This window comes from Pseudomonas sp. SA195 (assembly GCF_054131565.1).
Genome location: NZ_CP096392.1, coordinates 2,663,194 through 2,687,996, shown reverse-complemented (window position 1 = coordinate 2,687,996; position 24,803 = coordinate 2,663,194). Strand labels below are relative to the sequence as shown.

The following is a 24,803-nucleotide window of genomic DNA, read 5'->3' as shown; positions in this document are numbered from 1 at the left end:
ATCGCTGACTAATGAACAGTCCCGTCAGCGATAGGAACATCACGAGTGAATACGACCCTGGAGCAAAAAGTCTTTCTGGCGCTGTTGCTCGTCGTATCCGTCGCATTTGGCTGGATTCTTTACCCGTTCTATGGCGCAGTGTTCTGGGCCGTAATTCTCGCCATTATCTTTGCGCCGCTGCAGCGTTGGCTTTACAAGCGACTCGGCAACCGGCGCAACCTGACTGCTTTAATCACGCTGCTGGTCTCGCTGATGGTCGCCGTTCTGCCAGTGATCTTCATCACGGGGTTGTTAGTTCAGGAAGGCGCATCGCTATATCGGCAGATCGAAAGCGGTGAGTTGGATATCGGCGGTATTGTGGAAAGTGCGAAAGATCTGTTGCCTGCTTCGGTACAAGGCCAGATGCAGCGCTTTGGGTTTGGCGATATCGATCAAATACGGAATCGCCTAGCCAGTGGCGCGTTGGAGGGGAGCCAGTTCCTTGCGACCAAGGCGTTCAGCTTCGGACAGGGTACGTTCCAGTTCGTAATCAGCTTTTTCGTCATGCTCTACCTTCTATTCTTCCTAATTCGCGACGGACGCGAACTGGTCGGCAAGGTACGCCGTGCACTGCCATTAAGTGATACGCAGAAGCGCAGGCTTTTCAGCAAATTCACACGAGTGGTGCGAGCGACAGTCAAGGGCAACATCGTTGTCGCCGCTACACAGGGCTTCTTAGGTGGGGTGATTTTCGCTGTTCTGGATATTCCAGGCGCGTTGCTCTGGGGCGTGCTGATGGCGTTTCTTTCGTTATTGCCGGCAGTGGGGGCTGGCATCATATGGACCCCCGTCGCCATCTACTTTCTCATGCAGGGCATGGTCGTTCAGGGTGTCGTGCTGACACTCTACGGAATCTTGGTGATCGGGCTAGTGGACAACATTCTTCGGCCGATTCTGGTGGGCAAGGATACGAAGATGCCTGATTACGTAGTGTTGATTTCAACGCTCGGTGGGCTTGCGTTGTTCGGTCTGAATGGCTTCGTGATTGGGCCGTTGATCGCGGCACTCTTTATCTCAGCCTGGGGTTTGTTCACCTCTCCTGAAAACGATTCACCGGTTTAGGTGCGCCGGCTGGGCGCACCTGGTTTCCCGAAGGTCAGAGCACCCGGCCACCGTCCGTGCGACGGATGATTACAGTCGCCGAGCGTGGGCGCCGTCCGGGGCCGTCCGGCCAAACGCTGGTGAACTGGGTTGGCGTCGAACCCTCGCCCGGGTGCTGAACGTTGACGAAGACCGTCCGGAAGTCCGGCGTCGACGTGATACCCGTGATTTCAGCTCCAAGCGGGCCAACCAGGAAGCGCTTCGTCTCGCCGGACTTCGGATCGGATACGAGCATCTGATTGTTACCGAATGGACCCGAGCGCAGTTGGCTGCCACTCATGTCAGTCTGGATCCACAGACGACCTTCATCATCGAACCAAAGCCCATCGGGGCTTGCCAGGATGTTACTGGCGTCGAGCGCATTGCCGCGCGGATCGCGGCTGTCGCTTTCCGGTCCGGCGAGCAGGTAGAGATCCCAGCTAAACCGCGTACCGATGTTATTACGGCCGTCCTCACGCCAGCGGATGATATGTCCGTACGGGTTTGGCGAGCGCGGATTGGCTGCGTTCGGCTCCTGACGGGCCGAGTTATTGGTGAGTGTGAAATACACTTCGCCTGAATCAGGGTGCACGGCTCCCCACTCGGGGCGGTCCATTTTTGTTGCGCCGACGATATCCGCAGCAAGCCGGGTGTTGATCAGCACCTCTCCTTGATCGCGAAACTGTACGCCAGCGGCCAAACACGCCTGCTGGAAGTTCGTGTCCTCGATATCCAACGCAAGCCAGTCGCCGCTACCGTCCGGATTGAAGCGCGCTACGTACAGCGTCCCTTCATCGAGCAGGCGGCTGTCGCCACGAAGTGGGCGGTACTTGTCTCGGCTGATGTATTTGTAGATGTACTCGTTCTGGGAATCGTCGCCGGAATAACACACGACCGGCCAACCGGCTTTGGCCGGCGCAAAGACCAACCCTTCATGGGCGAAGCGGCCAAGAGCAGTGCGCTTCACCGGCGTGGAATCCGGGTCGAATGGATCGATTTCTACAATCCAGCCAAAGGTGTTGGGCTCGTTTCTATAGTCGGCGCGAGGATCGTTGCCGGTGATGGTCGCATCGAAACGCTGGAATTCGTCCCCCGGTACGGTTTCCCATCCATAGCGGCCGGTCGATTGCACACCATAGCGATCGAGGTGTCTGGGTAATTCGGTGTCGCGGCTGGCAAAGTAACCCGCCCAGTTCTCCTCGCAGGTCAGATAAGTGCCCCACGGGGTATAGCCGTTAGAGCAGTTGTTCAGTGTGCCTCGAGCGGTAGTACCGCTTGGGCTGTAGCGTGTTTTCATGAGGTCATGGCCGCGCGCTGGGCCTTCGATGCGCATCGGCGTCGCACCGGTGATGCGGCGGTTGCGAGCAGAAGGCAGCACCGCCCAGTCGCCGCGTGCGTTGCGCTTGATTTCAACGACCGAGACGCCATGGGCATTGATTTCCTTGCGAACTTCTTCCGCTTTTGTGCGCTTGCCATCCTGGACCGTCGGTCCGTTCGGATGCAGCAACGCACTATCGACGTACTCGTGGTTCAGAGCCAGCAAACCATGGTCGCTCTTTCGTCCCTTGAATCGCGCGTCCATTGGAAAGAAGTGCATGCCGTCGTGGTGCATGCCGGTCTGCTGTGCCTGATCTTCGGCGCTGTTGCTTGCGTCCTCGAGATAAGCAGGATAACTACCGCAAATGGGCGTACCCCACGGAATGAATACTTCTGCGGTATAGCCTTCTGGGACCGTGATAGCGTCAGCGCGCGTAACCCCTACGGCACCAAAGGGGAGACGGCTGCGGCGTTGAAAGGCCGGCGCTTTGCCTTGAGGTGCGGCGGCTTGAGCGATCGCCGGCATCCCGCCCAGGAACGCCAGTGCACCCAGCGCGGCGCCGCCGGCGAGGATTTGGCGTCGCCCTAGGGCGATCACATCCTGGATATGCGGGTTGGTGGAACGGTTGCTGGGGCGTTCATCACCATTGCCGAACATGATGCTGTGATTATCGTCAGTCACGATTGAGGCTCCATTAGGCTAATCGACGGAGCCATGACGCTATAGGGTGCACGCGACAAGTTAATGACAGGCTTGCGCCGGCCGACGAGAGGTTTGCTGACGCAAAAAAAAGCCCCGGCACAAGGCCGGGGTTGGGAAATTTATCCGGCCCGGCTCACCCGGGCCGGCACCATGATCAGTGGAATTGGTTCATGGTGTTGTCTTTGCCGCTGGCCTTCAGAGCCGCTTCGCCAGCGAAGTACTCTTTGTGGTTATCACCAATATCGGAACCGGCCATGTTCTGGTGCTTGACGCAAGCGATGCCCTGGCGAAGCTCCTCACGCTGGACGCCCTTGACGTAGGCCAGCATGCCTTGGTCGGCAAAGTAGCCCTTGGCCAGATTGTCGGTGGAGAGTGCGGCAGTGTGGTAAGTCGGCAGGGTGATCAGGTGGTGGAAGATACCGGCGTGGGCCGAACCGTCGCGCTGGAAGGTACGGATCTTCTCGTCGGCAACCTGGGCGAGCTCGGTCTCGTCGTATTCAACGCTCATCAGCTTGGCGCGGTCGTAGGCGGACACGTCCTTGCCCTCCGCAACGAACGCATCGAACACCTGTTGACGGAAGTTCAGGGTCCAGTTGAACGATGGGCTGTTGTTGTAGACCAGCTTGGCGTTCGGGACGACGTGGCGGATGCGGTCAACCATGGCCTTGATCTGGCCTACGTGCGGCTTCTCGGTTTCGATCCACAGTAGGTCAGCGCCATTCTGCAGCGAGGTGATGCAATCCAGGACGCAGCGATCTTCGCCGGTGCCCTTGCGGAACTGGAAGAGGTTGCTCGGCAGGCGCTTGGGCCGCAGCAGCTTGCCTTCACGCTTGATGACCACGTCGCCATTACCCAGTTCGGCTTCGGAGATCTCTTCACAATCCAGGAACGAGTTATACAGGTCGCCGAGGTCGCCCGGCTCCTTGGTCACGGCGATCTGCTTGGTCAGGCCGGCCCCCAGCGAGTCGGTACGTGCAACGATCACGCCGTTGTCGATGCCCAGCTCGAGGAAGGCGTAGCGGACGGCCGCGATCTTGGCGAGAAAGTCAGCGTGCGGAACGGTAACCTTGCCGTCCTGGTGGCCGCATTGCTTTTCGTCAGAAACCTGGTTCTCAATCTGGATGCAGCAGGCGCCTGCTTCGATCATGCGCTTGGCCAGCAGATAAGTGGCTTCAGGGTTACCGAAGCCGGCATCGATGTCGGCAATGATCGGGACAATGTGCGTTTCGTGATTGTCGATCTGGTTCTGGATCTCGTTGGCCTTGGCGGTATCGCCAGCGGCACGGGCAGCGTCCAGAGCGGTGAACAGCAGGTCCAGTTCACGAGAGTCAGCTTGGCGCAGGAACGTGTACAGCTCCTCGATCAGGTCGGAGACAGCCGTTTTTTCGTGCATCGACTGGTCCGGCAGCGGACCGAACTCCGAACGCAGAGCCGCAACCATCCAGCCGGACAGGTAGAGGTAGCGCTTGTTGGTGGTCTTGAGGTGCTTCTTGATAGAGATCAGCTTCTGCTGGCCGATGAATCCATGCCAGCAACCAAGCGACTGCGTGTACAGCGACGAGTCCGCATCGTACTCGGCCATATCCCGGCGCATGATGTCCGCGGTGTATTGAGCGATTTCCAGGCCAGTCTTGAAGCGGTTCTGGGCGCGCATGCGGGCCACGGACTCAGGGTTGATCGCGCTCCAACTGCTTCCAGCTGCTTCTTTCAGCGCGGCAACGGCTTTGATGTCGTTTTGATAAGCGGACATGGTCAATCCTTTCGAGAGAAATTCGTGTTTGGTTGAGCACCGACTGTTCCCACCGAAACCTGCATGCTGGGCTCATCATGCGAGCAACATGCGGCAGAGCGTCGAAATACCGACCGAGACGAGATTGACCAGGAGGAGGGTGTGCAGTTACGACCGCAAGAAGAGCAAGGCAACTAAGGGAATGGTCGTGGCATTCCAACACACTGGCAGGCGCCATGAGTGGCTTAGCGGACTGATCTTCATGCTGTACGTCAATCGCTTCCCCGTCCCTCAGGACGACTCGTTCCAGTCGCAACCTCGTCAGTCCGCCTTGTGGGCAGTGCAGTCACGGAACGCTTGCTGGTTGGCCGAGCGATCCGGAGACCCTTTAAGGGCCCCTGGTTAGCGGGAGCGGGGCCATGATGCGCCGGGCACATTGCTTCGTCAAATGTTTTGTAGTGGTTTTTTTAAGGCACTACATATTTCGCGGAAGGAAGATGGGAGGGGACGTTAATCGAGGCGTTCGACCTTGAGGCGAAGCGAGTGGTCCTGCTGCCCGTTCGTGGAGTAGCGACGCAGCGAGCCTCGCTGCTCGGAGGTAGCGCTTTCGTTAACGCCGCCTAGCGAAATCCATTCGCCCAGCCGGCCGCTGACCCGCGTATCAGTTTCCTGAATGTCGATCACATCAGGGTGGGCACTGTTAAGGCGGTCGTTGTGGCTGCTGATGGTAACTTGGACGCGCTCGCCCTGAACCGTGGCGGTCGCATAGAAGCCACGAGACACGTCGCGATATTGAGTTTGTTGGTAGATCTGGCCGTAGCCGTCGGTACTACGCGTAGTGATCGGAACGCTCTGGCCGACCTGAATCAACGCCGGGTAGCCCTCGGTTGCCTGCACTTGCTGGATGCCGCCCCCTTGGCTTTGCGTGCTGTGCCGAATGATGCGGACCTCGTCCCGCCCCCTGCGCTCGCCCTGGCCTGTCTCGATGCTGACATTGCCGCCACGAATCGCCCCATCGACCTGATAGCCGCTGCCGGCATCGCTCGCGGTGTTCTGAGTGTCGACGCTGATCAGTAGGCGCTTCGGCTCGGTGTCCAACTGTGACAGTACCTGCCGAAGCTCACCAATCACCTCATCGGGGGCATTCACGATCAATTGGTTGCCATAAGCGTTGACCTTCCCCTGATTGCCTACCACCGACTGGGCGATGGGCAGAACGTCTTCGGCCATTCGGAAGTCCAGCGGAATCACTTCGGTTGCCGCCTGGGTGGACAGGCTTATCAGAAAAACTGAAATCGCAGCAAGGCGGCACCGGCTCATAGCAAGAAGCTCCTCAGGTCAGGGTCCGGCAGGCTGTGGGCCCAAGCGGAGTCGAACATCTGCTGGCGTTGGCGTGCCCGGGCTGCGTCCTGGTACACCGCGTATCCGGCAAATAGCTCAGGGCTTGGCCGGATCAGCACACCCTGTTCATCAACGATCAGGAAAGTGCTTTGCTCGATCGGATAATCCGGGTTGAGTCGGCGAATATGCAAGTTGCTTGTCAGCCTTCGTGACAGGGCAAGCAGGCGATGGCTCTCGCGTATTGCCCGAGACGAGTCGGCGAGCAGGATGCGCATACGATTTCGCGGATGCGCGCGCAGCAAGCGGGCGCAGGCTTGCTGGATTTCCACTCGGCTGTACAGCCAGGATTCTAGGTCCGTGCTGTACAGGGCAAGGTTGCGACGCGCCTGTTGCATCAGGCTTAGCGCATGGTGCCTGGCCTGTTCAGCCGTCTCGAAGGGGTGGCGCTCAGCAGAACGATCGGCCAGTGCGCTAGCGGGTGCCGAAGCGGGGAGTGTGGCTCCGCGCGGGAAGCGACCCGGCGAATCGAACTCTATCGCCGGCAAGTCGCTTGTGTCCTCGCTTCGATCCGGATCGCCTCCGCTCATGTCATTGGCTCTTGCGTAGCATGTCGACGTGGGGAATACCCGCCTCGAGGAACTCGTCGCTGGTCACCTCGAAGCCCAGCCGCTCGTAGAAAGAGGTTGCGTGGACCTGTGCCGTCAGATGTTGCTCATCGAGCCCGCGCCGTTCGGCCTCGCTGATCACTGCGCGCATCAACGCCTCGCCGACATTCAAGCCACGCCAGTCCCTTAGTACTGAGACGCGGCCAATGTGCCCATCGTCCAGCAGGCGCGCGGTGCCAATGGCATAGCCATCTTCCAGCGCCAGGAAATGCACCGCGTCGGCATCGTCAGCGTCCCATTCAAGCTCCGGAGGGACAGACTGTTCGGCAATGAACACCGTTTCTCGAATCCGGCGCAGTTCGGCGTTGTCTCGCTGCCAGTCGGCGATACGTACTTCAATCTCACTCATCAGCGAACTCCAGACTTCCTTGTTTGACCAGTTGCCAGATCAGGTTACGCCCATCCTCATCGGCGAGCCACGGGCTGAGGTTGTCTTCATGCAGCGCGTCGGCCGAGCATATCAGCTTGAGCAAATCCTTCAGGTGTGCCGGTAGCAGGCGGCTCTGACCACTTGCGAACAGCAACAGCCCGATGTCAACCTCGCTCCAGGCGAGGCGGGCACTGAGGTTGCGAACCAGCACGGCGCCATCGCCTAAGTTGTCCAGCAACTCGTCCTGCTCGAGCTCGTTGTTCTGTACTCGCTCAGGGTAGCGTGGTTCGGTCATGAACTGGCCGAACCAGGTCAGCAGCAGGCGCTCATCGCCCATGTGTTCGGTGAGCATCGCACGAAGGCGATCAAGGGCGTCGCTCTGGATCTGATAAGGGTCATCCGCGGGTTTCAGGTCAGGATCGCTGTAGCGTTCCTCGTCCGGTAGGAATTGCGCAAGAAAGTCGGTGAAATGCGTCAGAACCTCAGCTGCGCTCGGTGCTCGGAAGCCGAGGGAATAGGTCATGCATGCGTCTTCCGCTGAGCCGTAGTGGGCCAGGTGAGGCGGGAGGTAAAGCATGTCGCCGGGCTCCAGCACCCATTCGTCACCGCACCGGAAGTCGGCGAGGATGCGCAGATCCTGATGAGGCAGCATCGCACTGTCCGAGTCGCACATTTGGCCGACACGCCAGCGCCGCTTGCCGTGCGCCTGCAGCAGGAATACGTCGTAGTTGTCGAAGTGCGGGCCAACACCACCGCCCGGTGCGGCATAGCTGACCATCACGTCATCGATACGCCAGTTCGGTAGGAAGCGGAAGTGCTCGATTAGCTGCGCTACCTCAGGAACGAGCTGATCGACGGCTTGAACCAATAGCGTCCAGTCCTGTTCGGGCAGATCCTGATAGGTGGTCTCGGTGAAAGGGCCCCGCCGCAGCTCCCACGGACTTTCGCCGTGCTCGATCACCAGTCGCGATTCGACTTCTTCCTCCAGCGACAGCCCGGCCAGCTCATCGGGCGAAACTGGACTTTCGAAGCCTGGGATGGCCTGGCGGATCAGCAGCGGTTTCTTCTGCCAGTAGTCCCGAAGAAATTCGCGCGCGCTGATACCGCCAAGGATTTGCAGAGGGATGTCGGATGTCATGAGAGCACCTTGCTCGATGGGCGAGCGGCCAATAAAAACGCCCGGCACAGCCGGGCGCGTACTAGAGAGAAAAGGTTCAGATTCGCTTGGCTTGTGCTGCCGCATTTCCAATGTAGGACGCAGGGGTCAGCTTGCGCAGTTCCTGCTTTGCCTCGGCCGGAATGTCGAGATCGTCGATGAACTTCGCCAACGCATCAGGGCTGATGCCCTTGCCGCGGGTTAGCTCCTTGAGCTTCTCGTAGGGGTTCTCTACGGCATAACGGCGCATGACCGTCTGGATGGGCTCGGCCAGCACTTCCCAACACGCGTCCAGGTCTTCAGCGATGCGAGGCGCATTGAGCTCCAGCTTGCTGATGCCTTTCAACGTTGCTTCGTAAGCGATCACGCTATGGGCGAAGCCTACACCCAGGTTGCGAAGGACCGTCGAGTCGGTCAGGTCGCGCTGCCAGCGTGAAATGGGCAGTTTGCTGGCAAGGTGCTGAAGCAAGGCATTGGCAATGCCCAGATTGCCCTCGGAATTCTCGAAATCGATCGGGTTGACCTTGTGCGGCATGGTCGAGGAGCCAATTTCGCCGGCAACGGTGCGCTGTTTGAAATAGCCGAGCGAGATGTACCCCCACACGTCCCGATCGAAGTCGATAAGGATGGTGTTGAAGCGCGCCACCGCATCGAACAGCTCAGCGATGTAGTCATGCGGTTCGATCTGAGTCGTATAGGGGTTCCACGTGAGGCCCAGGTCGCCCTCGATGAACTCACGTGCGTTGGCTTCCCAATCGATGTCCGGATAGGCGGACAAATGAGCGTTGTAATTGCCCACCGCACCGTTGATCTTGCCGAGCAGCGGCACGGCTTCGACCTGGGCAATCTGGCGCTCGAGGCGATAGACCACGTTCGCCAGTTCCTTGCCAAGCGTGGTCGGTGAGGCTGGCTGGCCATGCGTGCGGGACAGCATGGGCACATCCGCATGATCGACCGCCAGTTGCCTGATCGCATCGGCGAGCTGCCGCATCAGCGGCAGCAGTACCTGATCCCGGCCTTCACGCAGCATCAGCGCGTGAGACAGATTGTTGATGTCTTCGCTGGTGCAGGCGAAGTGGATGAACTCGTTAACCTTCGCGAGCTCCGGCAATTGCTTGGCCTGCTCTTTGAGCAAGTATTCGACCGCCTTCACGTCGTGGTTGGTTGTGCGCTCGAAGGCTTTGACTCGCTCGGCGTGCTCGATCTGGAAGTCTTCGGCGAGCTTGTTCAGGAGCGCATTGGCTTCGGCGGAAAACGGTGCGACTTCGGGAACGCCATCATGCGCGGCCAGGCGTTGAAGCCAGCGCACCTCTACCAGAACGCGGCAACGGATCAGACCGAACTCGCTGAAGATCGGGCGCAACGCGCTGGTTTTGCCGCCATAGCGGCCGTCGACAGGGGATACGGCGGTGAGCGAGGAAAGCTGCATAGAGGGCATTCTCGGACGTTCGAGCACTAAAAAGAGGGCGACGATTATACATGAATCCCACCCGGGGAATTTTACCGGGCCGTGATCGAAGGACGGCCGTTCAACCCGCGCGCACCAGCGGATAGAGAGCGTCGAGCATCTTTCTACGGCTGAATATCATCTGCCAGCGATGCCCGCCTAGCTGGCGCCAGAGCCGCGCAGCTCGGATACCCCCCAGCAGTAACGCACGAATTTTCGCGGCGTTGTTCGGCTGCTGCAGATGACGCATGTCGCCCTGCACCTGGATGCGTTGGCGGAACGTGCTAAGCGTGTCTTGATAGAGGCCTCCGAACGAGGCGATCACGTTTTCATGGGTCAGGCCGAAATGGTCCGCTTGCGCCTGTATCTGGTCCAGTCGGCTGCCGATGACTTGAAGCATGTCGCGGCGCTTGTCCAGTTGACGTTCGAGCCCGATCATCGCCAGCGCATAGCGCAGCGGTTCGCGTTGCAGGCTGCTGGTGTCTCGCTCGAGCGCGCCGACTAATGCCCGATACCCTTCCCGCAAGTTAAGATCGTCGCCGCCGTAGATGTCCAGCGCGGGCAGTTCTTCACGGATGAGCAGGCTACCCAAGAGGCTGGAGAGCGCTGCATTGGGCGCTTGCCCGGTGCGCGCGATGCGGTCGACGAGCGCCGCCGCTTCGAATACGGCGCCGAGCGCAACGAGTTGTTCCTGTAGCGGCGTCATGGGCGCGCTCCGGTTTGCCAAGGCTCGGCGGTCTCGATCACGCCGCCGCCCAAGCAGACATCGCCGTCATAAAGGACGACCGACTGCCCCGGTGTCACTGCGCGCTGCGGCTCGTCGAACACGACGCGATAGCCCGTTTCGGTGCGTTCGAGCGTGCATGCTTGGTCGGTCTGGCGATAGCGCACCTTGGCACTAAGCCGCTTCGGCCCGCTCAGCTCGATTGGATTGACCCAGTAGATGTCCGAAGTTAGCAGGGCGCGCGAGAAGAGCAGAGGGTGGTCGTTGCCCTGGCCTACGATCAATGTGTTTCGCGTCAAATCCTTAGCGAGGACATACCACGGGTCGTCACCGGCATCCTTGAGCCCTCCGATACCTAGCCCCTGGCGTTGGCCGATGGTGTGATACATGAGGCCGTGGTGGCGGCCAATCAGCTGCCCATCGACCGTTTCGATGTCGCCGGGCTGGGCTGGCAGATACTGCTTGAGGAAGTCACTGAACCGGCGCTCGCCAATGAAGCAAATACCAGTCGAGTCCTTCTTCTTGGCAGTAGCGAGCCCATGCCGTTCGGCAATGATGCGAACCTCCGGCTTCTCCAGCTCGCCGACCGGAAACAGCGTTCTACTGAGCTGCGCTCCACCGACAGCATGAAGGAAATAACTCTGGTCCTTGTTCGGGTCGAGCCCCTTGAGCAGCTCGCTGCGACCGTGGCTATCCCGACGCCTTACGTAGTGGCCCGTGGCAATGAGGTCGGCGCCCAGTGTCAGCGCATAGTCAAGGAAGGCCTTGAACTTGATCTCCCGGTTGCAAAGGATGTCCGGATTGGGGGTTCGCCCAGCCTTGTATTCGGCCAGGAAATGCTCGAACACATTGTCCCAATACTCCGCGGCGAAGTTGGCGGTATGCAGCGGGATGCCAATCTTGTCGCAGACTGCCTGGGCGTCCGCTAAGTCTTCCTTAGCCGTGCAGTATTCGGTGCCGTCATCTTCTTCCCAGTTCTTCATGAACAGGCCTTCGACCTGGTAACCCTGCTCCATGAGCAGCAAGGCTGAGACCGAGGAATCGACGCCGCCGGACATGCCGACGATGACGCGCAGGTTTTCGGGGGTGGGGCTGGCGGAGACAGGCATACGGGCTCAGGGCGAACGATGAAAGGGCGGAATTCTAGCAGGCTTGGCGCGTTTCGCGCGCGGCGCCCCGGTCAGTCGCGAATGACCGCCAGGGCGTGGATCGGCCCGGCGAGATAATCGTCAATGCAGCGCAGAATCAACTCGCTGCGCCAGCGAGCGCGCTGCGCGAGCAGTTCCTCTCGGGTGAGCCAGCGAGCAGCGACGATGCCTTCGTCCAGCGGCCGCGCGGCGTCATGGTGAAGCGCGGTTGCGGCAAAGCACACGCGTTGATAGGTCACGCCGTTGCTCGGTGCGGTATAGAGATAAACGCCGACCACGCCGGTCAGCTCGACGCTCCAGCCGGTCTCTTCGAGGGTTTCACGAATCGCGGCCGCCTTGAGCGTTTCATTTGGCTCCAAGTGGCCGGCGGGTTGGTTAAAGACCAGTTGACCGCCTTTGGATTCCTCCACCATGAGGAAGCGGCCGCCTGCTTCGACGATGGTGGCTACGGTTATATGGGGTTGCCATGTCATCTTGGTGGCGCCTTGAGTTGAGTAAAACAAAAAGCCCCGACAGTGCCGGGGCTTCTTTGGGTGCAGCTTATGCCAGGCTGATCAGCCGAGCGAGGCGAGGGCGCTGTTGAAGGTCGTGCTCGGCCGCATGACCTTGCTCGTCAGCTCGGGGTTGGAGCGGTAATAGCCGCCGATATCAACCGGCTTGCCCTGGACCTCTGCCAGTTCCGCAACGATTTTTTCCTCGTTTTCGCTCAGTTGCGTGGCCAGCGGCGCGAACTGTGCCTGCAGGTCCAAATCCTCGGTCTGCGCGGCCAGTTCCTGTGCCCAGTACAGCGCCAAATAGAAGTGGCTGCCGCGGTTGTCCAGCTCACCTGTGCGGCGCGACGGCGACTTGTTGTTGTCGAGCAGCTTGCCGGTGGCAGCATCCAGGGTCTTGCCCAGCACCTTGGCCTTCGCGTTGTCGGTCTTGATTCCTGTTTCCTCGAGCGATACCGCCAGTGCCAGGAACTCGCCGAGCGAATCCCAGCGCAGGTGGTTTTCCTCGATCAGTTGCTGGACATGCTTGGGAGCCGAACCGCCCGCGCCGGTTTCGTACATGCCGCCGCCCGCCATCAACGGAACGATCGACAGCATCTTGGCCGAGGTGCCGAGTTCCATGATCGGGAACAAGTCGGTCAGGTAGTCGCGCAGCACGTTGCCGGTCACGGAAATGGTGTCCAGGCCACGAACGAGGCGCTCCATGCTGACGCGGATGGCTTCGTTGTAGCCCATCATGCGAATGTCCAGACCGGTCAGGTCGTGATTCTGCAGGTAGGCTTCGACCTTCTTCTGCAGCTCGCGGTCATGCGCACGCTCTGGATCGAGCCAGAAGATCGCAGGGGTGTTGGACTGGCGTGCACGGGTGACGGCCAGCTTGACCCAATCGCGGATCGGCGCGTCCTTGGTCTGGCAGGCACGCCAGATGTCGCCGGCTTCGACCTGATGCTGCATGAGCACGGTGCCGTCAGCGAGCACGACGCGCATCGTACCGTTGGCGGTCATTTCGAAGGTCTTGTCGTGTGAGCCGTATTCTTCGGCCTTCTGCGCCATCAAGCCGACGTTCGGCACGGTGCCCATGGTGGTTGGGTCAAACGCACCGTTGGTTTTGCAGAAGTTGATCATCTCTTGATAGATTCGGGCGTAGGTGCTTTCTGGCATCACCGCCTTGGTGTCTTTCAGCGTGCCGTCCTTGCCCCACATCTTGCCGGAGCTGCGGATCATCGCTGGCATCGAGGCGTCCACGATGACGTCGCTCGGGATATGCAGGTTGGTGATGCCCTTGACGGAATCGACCATCGCCATTTCCGGGCGGTGGCTGTAGCAGGCGTGAATGTCGTCCAGGATCTCTTCCTGCTGCGAGGCGGGCAGGCTCTTGATCTTGTCGTGGACGCTAGACAGCCCATTGTTCGGGTTGACGCCGAGCTCCTTGAACAGGTCGGCGTACTTATCAAAGACTTCCTTGTAATAGACGCTGACTGCATGACCGAACACGATCGGGTGCGACACCTTCATCATGGTCGCCTTGACGTGCAAGGACCACATGACGCCAGTTTCCTTGCAGTCCTGCAGGGTTTGTTCGAAGAACTGGCGCAGTTTGTTGCAGCTCATGAACATGCTGTCGAGCACTTCGCCCTTTTCAAGCGAAAGCTGCTTCTTGACCTCAACCTGGCCATCGTTACCCACGAACTCGATGCGGACGTCGCCAGCTTCGGCCATGGTGATGGACTGTTCGCTGGAAAAGAAATCGCCGCCGCGCATGTAGTCGGCATGGGACTGCGAGGCCATGCTCCATTTGCCCATCGAGTGGGGATGCTTGCGTGCATACGCCTTTACGGCCGCAGGGGCCCGGCGGTCGGAGTTGCCTTCGCGCAGAACAGGGTTTACGGCGCTGCCGAGTACCTTGCTGTAGCGGGCGCGAATGTCCTTCTCCTCATCCGTGCGAGGATCTTCAGGGAAATTCGGTACATCGAAGCCTTGCGCCTGGAGTTCGGCGATGGCGTTGCGCAGTTGGGGAACCGAGGCGCTGATGTTCGGCAATTTGATGATGTTGGCTTCAGGAGTGGTGGCCAACACGGCCAGCTTTGCCAGGTCGTCTTCGATGCCCTTGTCGGCACCCAGGCGGTCGGCGAAGGCGGCAAGGATGCGCCCCGCAAGAGAGATGTCACGTGTTTCGACGGCGATGTCTGCGGCACCGGCAAATGCCTCAACGATAGGCAGGAGCGAATAGGTGGCCAGCGCCGGGGCTTCGTCGGTGAAGGTATAGATGATCTTCGAGCGGGTGGACATGTAGGGTTAACTCTCTCTTGCTGAGCGTACACAGATCCTCGATATGCGCAGGTAGGCGCTCTGGCAGCTGTCTGGCATGCCAGAACTCGAGGATTCGCCGCGATGATGTTGGTTGCACCACTAGAGTGTCGAGCATTCGAGCCGTCCGGCTGCGATGGCAATCGAACGGTTTCAGGACAGGAGTCTCTATAGTTGACCGCCTGGGACCTATGACTCGTTAGTCACCTAAGCAGTATATCACCGCACGTCATGTACGAAGAATGGCCTGCCTCTAAGACCAATGAACATCTGGTTTCGGCGAAATCAACTAGGTTACCCTCCGAGAGGATGACCACTGTTTTTAACCAACAAAACGGAGTCCAGCATGGGATACCAAAAGATCCAGGTGCCTGCCGGCGGTGACAAAATCACCGTCAATGCCGATAACACCCTGAATGTGCCAGACAACCCAATCATTCCTTATATCGAGGGAGACGGGATCGGCATCGATATCAGTCCGGTGATGATCAAGGTAGTCGATGCGGCCGTCGAGAAGGCTTACGGTGGTCAGCGCAAGATTTCGTGGATGGAAATCTATGCCGGGGAGAAAGCGACGCAGGTTTACGACCAGGACACCTGGCTACCGAAAGAAACGCTCGATGTGGTGCGTGATTATGTCGTTTCGATCAAGGGGCCGCTCACTACCCCCGTTGGGGGCGGCATTCGCTCGCTGAACGTAGCCTTGCGTCAAGAGCTTGATCTGTACGTCTGCCAGCGCCCTGTTCGCTGGTTTACGGGTGTCCCCAGCCCTGTGAAGAAGCCAGCTGATGTGGACATGGTTATTTTCCGCGAAAACTCGGAAGACATTTATGCCGGCGTCGAGTGGAAGGCTGGCTCCCCTGAGGCGGAAAAGGTCATCAAGTTCCTCACGGAAGAAATGGGCGTCAAGAAAATTCGCTTCACCGAGAACTGCGGCATTGGTGTGAAGCCCGTATCGCTAGAAGGCACAAAGCGCCTGGTTCGCAAAGCGCTTCAGTATGCCGTGGATAATGATCGCCGCTCTGTCACCCTTGTGCACAAGGGCAACATCATGAAGTTCACCGAGGGGGCCTTCAAGGAGTGGGGGTACGAAGTGGCGCGGGACGAATTCGGTGCTGAGTTGCTCGATGGCGGCCCGTGGATGCAGTTCAAGAACCCCAACACTGGGAAGAACATTGTCGTCAAGGATGCGATCGCTGATGCGATGTTGCAGCAAATTCTGCTGCGACCAGCAGAGTACGATGTCATCGCCACCCTCAATCTGAATGGCGACTACCTGTCCGATGCGCTGGCTGCTGAAGTGGGTGGTATCGGTATCGCGCCGGGCGCCAACCTATCGGATACCGTCGCCATGTTCGAGGCCACTCACGGTACGGCGCCCAAGTATGCGGGGCAAGATAAGGTCAACCCCGGTTCGCTGGTCCTATCTGCCGAGATGATGCTGCGGCATATGGGGTGGGTGGAGGCGGCTGACTTGATCATCAAGTCGACCGAAGGCGCCATCGCGGCAAAAACAGTGACCTATGACTTCGAGCGCTTGATGGACGGGGCAACGTTGATGTCGTGCTCCGAATTCGGCGACGCCATGATTTCCCACATGTAAAAAGCAGAGCAGCACAAAAAGGCCGATCGAAGATCGGCCTTTTTGTTTATTGCATCAGGCGTCGACAGTCGAATTCTGCGAGGCGGTCGCAGTCACTTCGGCAGTCGTCGGCAACGACCTGATATTGGTTGCGTGCAGGCCCTTCGGACCTTGCAGGATATCGAACATGACCGCCTGGCCGGCTTTGAGCGTTCTGTACCCGTCCATCTGGATAGCCGAGTAGTGGGCGAACAGGTCCTCATCGCCGCCGTCTGCTACGATGAATCCATAGCCCTTGGCGTTGTTGAACCACTTGACCTTACCGCTTAGCATGCTGTTGTCCCTCTGCAAAGGAGTCCATCACTGGAGTAACATCCATTTCATTCCGCGCTGATGCAGCACATAGGCCCCATGCGCGCAACCTGTTGCCGTTGTGGCAATTACTGTTTGTATCATCGTTTTGCCGTTAGTCAAGGCGACTCGTCAGGTGGCTGTGAAGCCTTTCCACTTACCCGGCCTCGGCGCCCCGATCCAGAACCGTTATCCGCATGCGTGCATTCCCCGAGATTCGACTAGTATTCAACCAGGATCGTCCCAGTAGAGCTGACGATGATTCGTCTGGGCTGGCCGTTGAAGAGGCCAAGCCAGCGCTGAAGGCACCTCCCATGTTCAAAGTTGTCATGTTTAATGATGACTACACGCCGATGGATTTCGTCGTCGAGGTGCTCGAAGGAATTTTCAACCACAATCGGGAGCTCGCCACCAAGATAATGCTGGCGGTTCATACCGAAGGGCGAGCCGTTTGCGGCATCTACACCAGGGATGTCGCGGAAACCAAAGCAATGCAGGTCAATCAATATGCACGGGAGTGTCAGCATCCGTTGCTTTGTGAGATCGAGAAAGACGGTTAACCCCCGACTGTTGGGTAAGAGGTGAAAGCTATGTTGAACCGTGAGCTCGAAGTCACTCTGAATCTGGCTTTCAAGGAGGCACGCACCAAGCGTCATGAATTCATGACGGTCGAGCATCTCTTGTTGGCCTTGCTTGACAACGAGGCCGCCGCAACGGTGCTGCGCGCCTGTGGTGCCAGCCTGGACAAGCTCCGTCACGACCTTCAGGAGTTCATCGACTCCACCACTCCATTGATTCCGCAGCACGACGAAGAGCGTGAGACCCAGCCGACGTTGGGTTTCCAGCGCGTGCTTCAACGGGCTGTGTTCCATGTCCAGAGCTCCGGAAAGCGCGAGGTTACCGGCGCAAACGTGCTCGTGGCGATCTTTAGCGAGCAGGAAAGTCAGGCGGTGTTCCTTCTCAAGCAACAGAACGTCGCGCGAATCGATGTCGTCAATTTCATTGCTCACGGAATATCCAAGGTTCCAGGCAGTAACGGCAATCCGGAAAGCGATTCGGACATGCAGGACGAAGAGGGTGGTGATGCGTCAACCGCGGGCAACCCCCTCGACGCCTATGCGAGCAACCTGAACGAGTTGGCCCGCCAAGGGCGTATCGATCCTCTGGTAGGGCGAGAGCACGAGGTTGAGCGTGTCGCTCAAATATTGGCTCGACGCCGTAAGAACAACCCGCTGTTGGTCGGCGAGGCCGGTGTCGGCAAAACAGCCATTGCCGAAGGCTTGGCGAAGCGCATCGTCGATAATCAGGTTCCCGAACTACTCGCCAATGCGGTGGTTTACTCGCTCGACCTGGGCGCTCTACTCGCCGGAACCAAATATCGCGGCGATTTTGAAAAACGGTTCAAGGCCCTGCTGGGTGAGCTCCGCAAGCGCCCGCAAGCGGTGCTCTTCATTGACGAGATTCATACCATTATCGGCGCAGGCGCTGCCTCCGGTGGCGTGATGGATGCGTCCAACCTGCTCAAGCCGTTGCTTTCGTCGGGTGAGATACGCTGCATAGGGTCCACTACTTTCCAGGAGTTCCGCGGCATATTCGAAAAGGATCGTGCGCTGGCTCGGCGCTTCCAGAAGGTGGATGTCTCGGAGCCATCGGTTGAAGACACGATCGGAATCTTGCGTGGTCTCAAAGGGCGCTTCGAACAGCACCACAATATCGAATACAGCGACGAGTCCCTTCGAGCTGCAGCGGAGCTGGCATCGCGCTATATCAATGATCGCCACATGCCCGACAAGGCGATAGACGTCATTGATGAAGCGGGGGCTTTCCAGCGCCTACAGCCGGAAGACAAGCGTGTATCGCGCATCGACGTGGAGCAGGTCGAGGATATCGTGGCGAAGATCGCGCGTATTCCGCCGAAGCACGTCAGCACTTCGGATAAGGAGTTGCTGCGCAATCTCGAACGTGACCTGAAGCTGACGGTGTTCGGTCAGGATGATGCAATCGATTCGCTTGCAACGGCGATCAAGCTATCCCGTGCCGGACTCAAGGCTCCCGATAAGCCGGTGGGTTCGTTCTTGTTCGCCGGACCGACGGGTGTTGGCAAGACGGAAGCGGCCAGGCAGCTGGCCAGGGCCCTGGGTATCGAGTTGGTGCGCTTCGATATGTCAGAGTACATGGAGCGTCACACCGTATCTCGTTTGATCGGGGCTCCGCCTGGCTATGTCGGGTTTGACCAGGGTGGTCTTCTGACAGAAGCGATTACCAAGCAGCCGCACTGTGTGCTGCTGCTGGACGAGATCGAAAAAGCGCATCCCGAGGTCTTCAACTTGTTGCTGCAAGTGATGGATCACGGCACGCTGACAGATAACAACGGCCGCAAGGCTGACTTCCGTAATGTCATTCTGATCATGACCACTAATGCCGGTGCCGAGACGGCTGCCCGTGCTTCGATCGGTTTTACCCATCAGGACCATGCATCTGACGCCATGGAGGTTATCAAGAAGAGCTTCACCCCCGAATTCAGGAACCGCCTGGACACGATCATTCAGTTCGGCCGGCTCAGCCATGAAGTCATCAAGAGCATCGTCGACAAGTTCCTCATCGAGCTCCAGGCTCAGCTGGAGGACAAGCATGTCACGCTCGAGGTGACGGACGCGGCGCGCAGTTGGCTGGCGGAGCGGGGGTATGACGTTCAGATGGGCGCTCGCCCCATGGCGCGTCTGATCCAGGATAAGATCAAGCGCCCGTTAGCTGAGGAAATTCTCTTCGGCGAGTTGGCGGAGCACGGCGGTGTCGTTCACGTCGATGTGCGTGACGGTGAACCGTTCTTCGAATTCGAAACGACTGCCGAGCTGGCTTAACGACTACGAGCCAGCTTGATGTACAAACGCCCGGCTTGCCCGGGCATTTTTTTGTCTATGCAACTAACTCTGAGCACAAAAAAGCCCGGTCGGACCGGGCGTTCTTCTCGCGACCCTTTAGCGGGCGCGGTAGGTGATGCGACCCTTGCTCAGGTCATACGGTGTCAGTTCCACGCGAACCTTGTCACCGGTAAGAATCCGGATGTAGTTCTTGCGCATTTTTCCAGAAATATGCGCAGTAACGACGTGCCCGTTTTCCAACTCCACACGAAACATGGTGTTAGGCAGGGTGTCGACGACAGTACCTTCCATTTCGAAGCTGTCTTCTTTCGACATTCAGTAAAGTCCTCGGTATTCAAAAATTGACCCGGCGCCAGGGTGCCTGGGTAAAAGCGGCAAGCATTGTGCCTGAAAGGGCCTCTTGAGCCAAGGGTTCAGCTAAGAACAATCCAGCGTTGATTCACCAACAGTTCGATCGGCCGATATTCGGTCTTGTAATTCATTTTCCGGCAATTCTTGATCCAGTAGCCCAGATAGACTGCGTTCAAGCCCAACCGGGACGCTTCACTGATTTGCCAGAGAATGGCTAAGCGGCCCAGGCTGCGACGTTCTTCTCGTGGATCGTAGAAGGTGTAGACGGCAGACAACCCATTCGGCAGCACATCGGTCACCGCGAGTGCCAGCAGCCGTCCCTGAAGGCGGAACTCATAGAAGCGCGAAAAGGGAAGGTCCCGTACGAGAAACGTATGAAATTGATCTCTGCTAGGCGGGTACATGTCGCCATCGGCATGGCGTTGCTCGATATAAGTTGCGTATAGCGCGTAATACTCTTCGGTGAACGCCGGGCGCGTCGCAGTAACAGTGAGGTCGGCGTTCCGCTTTAGTATGCGCTTCTGCTGGCGATTGAGCTGAATGCCCTCGGCCGGGATGCGCGCCGGTATGCATGCAGTACACCGCTGGCAGTGAGGGCGGTACAGGTGGTCGCCGCTGCGCCGGAAGCCAATCTCTGACAGCTCCGCATAAACCTGGACGTCCATGGGCTGGCTCGGGTCGAGAAAAAGAGTCGTAGCCTGTTCATCGGGCAGGTAGCTGCACGCATGCGGTTGCGTGGCATAGAACTTGAGGCGAGCCAGTGAAGTCATGGTCAACTCTCGGGAAACATGCACTCAGTTTAGGTCAGCCTCGCGCCCTCTACTAGGAATCCCATCGGGGTGAGCTGGGCGCATCCAAGTACCGAGCCAGGGCCTCGGCGAATACGGTGCGAGGTATCGAGCGAGCGCCGAAATTGGCTAGGTGTTGCGTGTGCATCTGGCAGTCCATCATTTTGAATCCCCAGTCTTGAAGACGTTCCACCAATGTCACGAAGCCCACTTTGGATGCATCGGTCGTATGGCTGAACATCGATTCACCGAAGAATAGTTGACCCATAGCCAGGCCATAGAGGCCGCCGACCAGCCGTTCTTCCTGCCAAACCTCTACAGAGTGGGCCAGGCCTCGCTCATGCAGCTCGAGGTAGGCGGCCTGCATGGCAGAGGTGATCCAGGTGCCATCGGCATATGCGCGCGGCGCTGCGCATTGGCGTATCACGTCGCTGAATGCGCGGTCCAGGGTTACCAAGAAATCGCCCTTGCGAAGTGTCTTGCGCAGGCTGCGCGATACATGCAGTTCAGTGGGGAAAAGGACGGTGCGGGGGTCTGGTGACCACCACAGGATCGGTTGCCCATCCTGGTACCAAGGAAAACAGCCGTGCCGATACGCGGCTACAAGGCGCGCGGGTGACAGGTCGCCGCCGGCAGCTAGCAAGCCGTTCGGTTCTCGCATGGCCTTTTCCAAGGGGGGGAAGGACAAATCGTCTCGCTGCAACCATGTCAGCATTCGCTAGGGCTCGAAAAGGAGCGGGCAGGGCCCGCTCACTGCTTCATAGGTCGAGATACTTTTCCGCATCGAGCGCAGCCATGCAGCCTGCCCCCGCCGAGGTGATTGCCTGGCGATAGACATGATCAGCCACATCGCCTGCGGCAAAAACGCCCGGAATGCTGGTGCAGGTTGCGTCGCCCTCACCGCCGCCGCGTACCTTTAGGTAGCCATCTTTCATCTCGAGCTGACCCTGGAAAAGATCGGTGTTGGGTTTGTGGCCGATAGCGATGAAGACACCCGCCAAGTCGAGAGTATTCTCCTCGCCCGATAGGGTGCTCTTGAGGCGTATGCCTGTGACGCCGCTGGCGTCGCCCAACACTTCCTCCAATGTGTGGTTCCAGTGAAGGCGAATGTTCCCACTTGCCGCCTTGTCCATGATCTTGTCTTGCAGGATTTTCTCCGAGCGCAGCTTGTCGCGGCGGTGGACCAGGTGGACTTCCTTGGCGATGTTGGAGAGATACAGTGCTTCCTCGACAGCCGTGTTGCCGCCGCCGATAACCGCGACCACCTGGTTACGGTAGAAGAAGCCGTCACAGGTCGCACATGCAGAAACACCTCGGCCGGCAAAGGCTTCCTCGGACGGGAGGCCCAAGTACTGGGCGGATGCGCCAGTGGCGATGATCAGAGCATCGCAGGTGTAGACGCCGCTATCGCCCTTCAGCGTGAATGGCCGCTGTTGAAGATCAGCAGTATGGATGTGATCGAAGACGATCTCAGTGTCGAAGCGCTCGGCGTGCTTCTGCATGCGCTCCATCAGCGCGGGGCCGGTCAGACCCTCGACGTCGCCGGGCCAGTTGTCGACCTCGGTCGTAGTGGTGAGTTGGCCGCCCGGCTGAATGCCCGTGATCATGAGTGGCTTGAGGTTCGCACGGGCCGCATAGACCGCAGCCGTATACCCGGCCGGGCCCGAGCCGAGGATGATCAGCCGCGAATGCTTGACTTCGTTCATAAAAAGCCCTCATAAGTCTTTGTTGCCAATAGGGAAGCGTGCTCTAGTCGAGGCCCGCTGAAAAATCTGGCGTTTATGCTACACCGAAGCATCCAGAAAAGACCAAGCCGGCACGGAACCGGCATGTCTTCCTGTCGACAAACCCGTACAATGCCCAGGTTCTGGCTGATACGGTTCATAGATCGCGCCGCTGGCGCAGGAAATTAAGCGTTTTGAAGAATTCCTCATCTACCGCGCCAGCTTCCGTCTGGCGTCAGCAACTGCATTACCGTCTCAAGGAAGGCGCCTTGATCGCGCTTGGCGCACTGTGCGCCTACCTCTGGATGGCGCTGCTGACTTACGATCCCTCCGATCCGGGCTGGACCCACACCAGTAATGTGCAGCACGTTCAGAACGCGGCGGGCCGCGCAGGGGCCTGGTTCGCGGACGTCCTGTTCATGGTGCTCGGCTATTTTGCGTACCTCTTTCCGCTGTTGCTCGCCATCAAAACCTTGCAAGTGTTCCGTGCGCGGCATCAACCGTGGACGTGGAATGGCTGGCTATTTTCCTGGCGGCTCATTGGATTGGTGTTCCTCGTCCTATCGGGTTCGGCGCTTGCTTACATTCATTTCCAGTTTGCCAATAACCTGCCGGCCTCCGCGGGTGGCGCGTTGGGTGAAAGCCTCGGTCAATTGGCCGAGGCTGCGCTCAACGTCCAAGGCAGTACCTTGTTATTGCTGGCTTTCTTCCTGTTTGGGCTGACGGTCTTCACGGACCTGTCCTGGTTCAAAGTGATGGACCTTACGGGCAAGATCACGCTCGATCTGGTCGAGTTGATCCAGAGCTTTTTTGCTCGCTGGTGGGCGGCACGGAACGAGCGCAAGCAAGTCGTTGCGCAGCTTCGACAAGCCGATGAGGTCGTCAACGAAGTCGCTGGGTCACTGTCGGATCAGCGTGAGCGGTCGCGTGTCAAGGAGCGGTTGCTGGAGCGCGAGGAGTCGCTTAACAAACACATGAGTGAGCGGGAGAAGCGCCCGGCGCCGGTCATTCCTCCAGCGCCTCCTCCAAAACCGGTCGAGCAGAGCAAGCGTGTTCTGAAGGAAAAGCAGGCGAACCTGTTCGTCGATCCGCTTATCGAGGGCAGTCTGCCACCGCTGTCCTTGCTGGATGTCGCGGAAAAGCAGCAGAAGCAGTACTCGCCCGAATCGCTCGAGGCCATGTCGCGTCTACTCGAGATCAAGCTGAAGGAATTCGGCGTCGAAGTGATCGTGGAATCCGTCCATCCGGGGCCTGTCATTACCCGGTTCGAAATCCAGCCGGCGGCAGGGGTGAAGGTAAGCCGCATCTCCAACCTGGCGAAAGACCTGGCTCGTTCGTTGGCCGTCATCAGCGTTCGCGTCGTCGAGGTCATACCGGGCAAGACCACGGTCGGTATCGAGATTCCGAACGAAGACCGGCAAATCGTGCGCTTCTCCGAAGTCCTGTCATCTGCACCCTACGACGACGCCAAGTCACCCGTCACCATTGCGCTGGGCCACGATATTGGTGGCAAGCCCGTCATCGCCGATCTGGCGAAGATGCCGCACTTACTCGTTGCCGGCACCACCGGCTCGGGTAAGTCGGTAGGCGTCAATGCCATGATTCTGTCGATCCTGTTCAAATCCACGCCGGACGACGCGCGGCTGATCATGATCGATCCAAAGATGCTCGAGCTCTCGATCTATGAGGGCATTCCGCACCTGCTTTGCCCGGTCGTGACCGACATGAAAGAGGCGGCCAACGCGTTGCGTTGGAGCGTCGCCGAGATGGAGCGCCGTTACAAGCTGATGGCGGCCATGGGCGTCCGTAACCTCGCGGGATTCAACCGCAAGGTCAAAGAGGCCGAGGAGGCGGGCACCCCTCTGACCGATCCGTTGTACCGGCGCGAAAGCATGGACGACGAGGCGCCGCTGCTGAAGAAGCTGCCAACCATCGTTGTAATCGTCGATGAGTTTGCCGACATGATGATGATCGTCGGTAAAAAGGTCGAAGAACTCATTGCGCGGATCGCGCAGAAGGCCCGTGCTGCTGGTATTCACCTCATCCTGGCGACGCAGCGTCCATCGGTCGACGTCATTACCGGCCTGATCAAGGCCAACATTCCGACGCGCATGGCTTTCCAGGTATCGAGCAAGATCGATTCACGAACGATCCTTGACCAGGGCGGCGCCGAGCAGTTGCTCGGCCACGGTGACATGCTCTACCTACCACCGGGTACAGGCCTGCCGATCCGTGTTCACGGCGCATTCGTCTCCGACGATGAAGTGCATCGCGTCGTCGAGGCATGGAAGGCGAGAGGCGCGCCTGACTACATTGAGGAAATCCTGGCGGGAGCTGAAGAGTCTGGCAGCGGCTTCGATGGTGGCGGTGAAAGCGGCAGCGGTGAGGGCAGTGAAGAGGATCCGCTGTACGACGAGGCTGTGCGCTTCGTGACCGAAAGCCGTCGCGCGTCGATTTCTGCTGTGCAGCGCAAGCTCAAGATCGGCTACAACCGTGCGGCCCGCATGATCGAGGCGATGGAGATGGCCGGCGTCGTGACTTCCATGAATACCAACGGCTCGCGGGAAGTAATCGCTCCGCCGCCCATGCGCGACTAATCGCACCGAGG

General features: G+C 58.9%; 21 protein-coding genes. 5 read left to right on the top strand and 16 right to left on the bottom strand.

The genetic code is table 11. From position 1 onward, the window contains the following. Positions 1–45 precede the first annotated feature (45 nt). Positions 46–1,101 (top strand): AI-2E family transporter, encoded by a 1,056-nt coding sequence (locus tag M1D78_RS12335; RefSeq protein WP_437422726.1) that lies wholly within the window; start codon positions 46–48, stop codon positions 1,099–1,101. Between the two features lie 34 nt (positions 1,102–1,135). Here M1D78_RS12335 and M1D78_RS12330 read toward each other — a convergent pair whose 3' ends face one another. From M1D78_RS12330 to M1D78_RS12280, 11 genes are all read right to left on the bottom strand, one after another. After that, positions 1,136–3,094: a PhoX family protein gene (locus M1D78_RS12330; protein WP_437422836.1), complete on the bottom strand. Its 1,959-nt coding sequence runs from the start codon at positions 3,092–3,094 to the stop codon at positions 1,136–1,138. A gap of 199 nt (positions 3,095–3,293) precedes the next feature. Beyond that, positions 3,294–4,889 carry an isocitrate lyase gene (locus M1D78_RS12325; protein ID WP_437422727.1) on the bottom strand — a complete coding sequence of 532 codons (1,596 nt, stop codon included), beginning with the start codon at positions 4,887–4,889 and terminating at the stop codon, positions 3,294–3,296. Positions 4,890–5,378: 489 nt separating this feature from the next. Next, on the bottom strand, positions 5,379–6,188 hold the full coding sequence (locus M1D78_RS12320; RefSeq protein ID WP_437422728.1) for a secretin N-terminal domain-containing protein: 810 nt from the start codon (positions 6,186–6,188) through the stop codon (positions 5,379–5,381). Beyond that, positions 6,185–6,796 (bottom strand): DUF7931 domain-containing protein, encoded by a 612-nt coding sequence (locus M1D78_RS12315; protein WP_437422729.1) that lies wholly within the window; start codon positions 6,794–6,796, stop codon positions 6,185–6,187. The genes M1D78_RS12320 and M1D78_RS12315 overlap by 4 nt, the downstream gene beginning before the upstream one ends. Before the next feature lies 1 nt (position 6,797). Then, on the bottom strand, positions 6,798–7,223 hold the full coding sequence (locus M1D78_RS12310; RefSeq protein WP_437422730.1) for a GNAT family N-acetyltransferase: 426 nt from the start codon (positions 7,221–7,223) through the stop codon (positions 6,798–6,800). After that, positions 7,216–8,382 carry a ribosomal protein uL16 3-hydroxylase gene (locus M1D78_RS12305; protein ID WP_437422731.1) on the bottom strand — a complete coding sequence of 389 codons (1,167 nt, stop codon included), beginning with the start codon at positions 8,380–8,382 and terminating at the stop codon, positions 7,216–7,218. The genes M1D78_RS12310 and M1D78_RS12305 overlap by 8 nt, the downstream gene beginning before the upstream one ends. A 76-nt stretch (positions 8,383–8,458) precedes the next feature. Continuing rightward, positions 8,459–9,829 (bottom strand): adenylosuccinate lyase, encoded by a 1,371-nt coding sequence (gene purB / locus M1D78_RS12300; RefSeq protein ID WP_437422732.1) that lies wholly within the window; start codon positions 9,827–9,829, stop codon positions 8,459–8,461. A gap of 100 nt (positions 9,830–9,929) precedes the next feature. Beyond that, the gene (hflD, locus tag M1D78_RS12295) at positions 9,930–10,553 is read right to left on the bottom strand and encodes a high frequency lysogenization protein HflD (RefSeq protein ID WP_437422733.1); all 624 of its coding nucleotides are present in this window, start codon (positions 10,551–10,553) and stop codon (positions 9,930–9,932) included. Further along, complete coding sequence (gene mnmA, locus M1D78_RS12290) at positions 10,550–11,680, bottom strand: tRNA 2-thiouridine(34) synthase MnmA (protein ID WP_437422734.1); 1,131 nt, start codon at positions 11,678–11,680, stop codon at positions 10,550–10,552. Before mnmA ends, hflD begins: the two co-directional genes overlap by 4 nt. Positions 11,681–11,751: 71 nt before the next feature. After that, positions 11,752–12,192: an NUDIX hydrolase gene (locus M1D78_RS12285; protein ID WP_437422735.1), complete on the bottom strand. Its 441-nt coding sequence runs from the start codon at positions 12,190–12,192 to the stop codon at positions 11,752–11,754. Positions 12,193–12,273: 81 nt separating this feature from the next. Then, complete coding sequence (locus tag M1D78_RS12280; protein WP_437422736.1) at positions 12,274–14,499, bottom strand: NADP-dependent isocitrate dehydrogenase; 2,226 nt, start codon at positions 14,497–14,499, stop codon at positions 12,274–12,276. A 364-nt stretch (positions 14,500–14,863) separates the two neighbouring features. Between M1D78_RS12280 and icd the strand changes: the two genes are divergently transcribed. Next, positions 14,864–16,120, top strand: a complete 1,257-nt coding sequence (gene icd, locus M1D78_RS12275) for an NADP-dependent isocitrate dehydrogenase (protein WP_437422737.1) — start codon at positions 14,864–14,866, stop codon at positions 16,118–16,120. A gap of 54 nt (positions 16,121–16,174) precedes the next feature. On the opposite strand, the gene cspD is transcribed toward icd, so the two are convergent. After that, positions 16,175–16,432 carry a cold shock domain-containing protein CspD gene (gene cspD / locus M1D78_RS12270; RefSeq protein ID WP_437422738.1) on the bottom strand — a complete coding sequence of 86 codons (258 nt, stop codon included), beginning with the start codon at positions 16,430–16,432 and terminating at the stop codon, positions 16,175–16,177. Between the two features lie 215 nt (positions 16,433–16,647). Here cspD and clpS point away from each other — a divergent pair, with 215 nt between their 5' ends. Both clpS and clpA read left to right on the top strand, forming a co-directional pair. Next, positions 16,648–17,010 (top strand): ATP-dependent Clp protease adapter ClpS, encoded by a 363-nt coding sequence (clpS, locus tag M1D78_RS12265; RefSeq protein ID WP_437422739.1) that lies wholly within the window; start codon positions 16,648–16,650, stop codon positions 17,008–17,010. A 30-nt stretch (positions 17,011–17,040) separates the two neighbouring features. Beyond that, positions 17,041–19,311, top strand: a complete 2,271-nt coding sequence (gene clpA / locus M1D78_RS12260) for an ATP-dependent Clp protease ATP-binding subunit ClpA (protein ID WP_437422740.1) — start codon at positions 17,041–17,043, stop codon at positions 19,309–19,311. Positions 19,312–19,428: 117 nt separating this feature from the next. Here the strand turns inward: clpA and infA are convergent, their stop codons facing one another. The 4 genes from infA to trxB all read right to left on the bottom strand — a co-directional run bounded on the left by infA (position 19,429) and on the right by trxB (position 22,177). After that, on the bottom strand, positions 19,429–19,647 hold the full coding sequence (gene infA, locus M1D78_RS12255; protein WP_002553999.1) for a translation initiation factor IF-1: 219 nt from the start codon (positions 19,645–19,647) through the stop codon (positions 19,429–19,431). A 98-nt stretch (positions 19,648–19,745) separates the two neighbouring features. Beyond that, positions 19,746–20,453, bottom strand: a complete 708-nt coding sequence (locus tag M1D78_RS12250) for an arginyltransferase (RefSeq protein ID WP_437422741.1) — start codon at positions 20,451–20,453, stop codon at positions 19,746–19,748. Positions 20,454–20,505: 52 nt separating this feature from the next. Continuing rightward, entirely contained in the window at positions 20,506–21,186 is a 681-nt protein-coding gene (gene aat, locus M1D78_RS12245) for a leucyl/phenylalanyl-tRNA--protein transferase (RefSeq protein WP_437422742.1), read from the bottom strand. A 43-nt stretch (positions 21,187–21,229) separates the two neighbouring features. Further along, positions 21,230–22,177: a thioredoxin-disulfide reductase gene (gene trxB, locus M1D78_RS12240; protein ID WP_437422743.1), complete on the bottom strand. Its 948-nt coding sequence runs from the start codon at positions 22,175–22,177 to the stop codon at positions 21,230–21,232. 161 nt (positions 22,178–22,338) lie between these two features. Here trxB and ftsK point away from each other — a divergent pair, with 161 nt between their 5' ends. Further along, positions 22,339–24,792: a DNA translocase FtsK gene (gene ftsK, locus M1D78_RS12235; RefSeq protein WP_437422837.1), complete on the top strand. Its 2,454-nt coding sequence runs from the start codon at positions 22,339–22,341 to the stop codon at positions 24,790–24,792. Positions 24,793–24,803 lie beyond the last annotated feature (11 nt).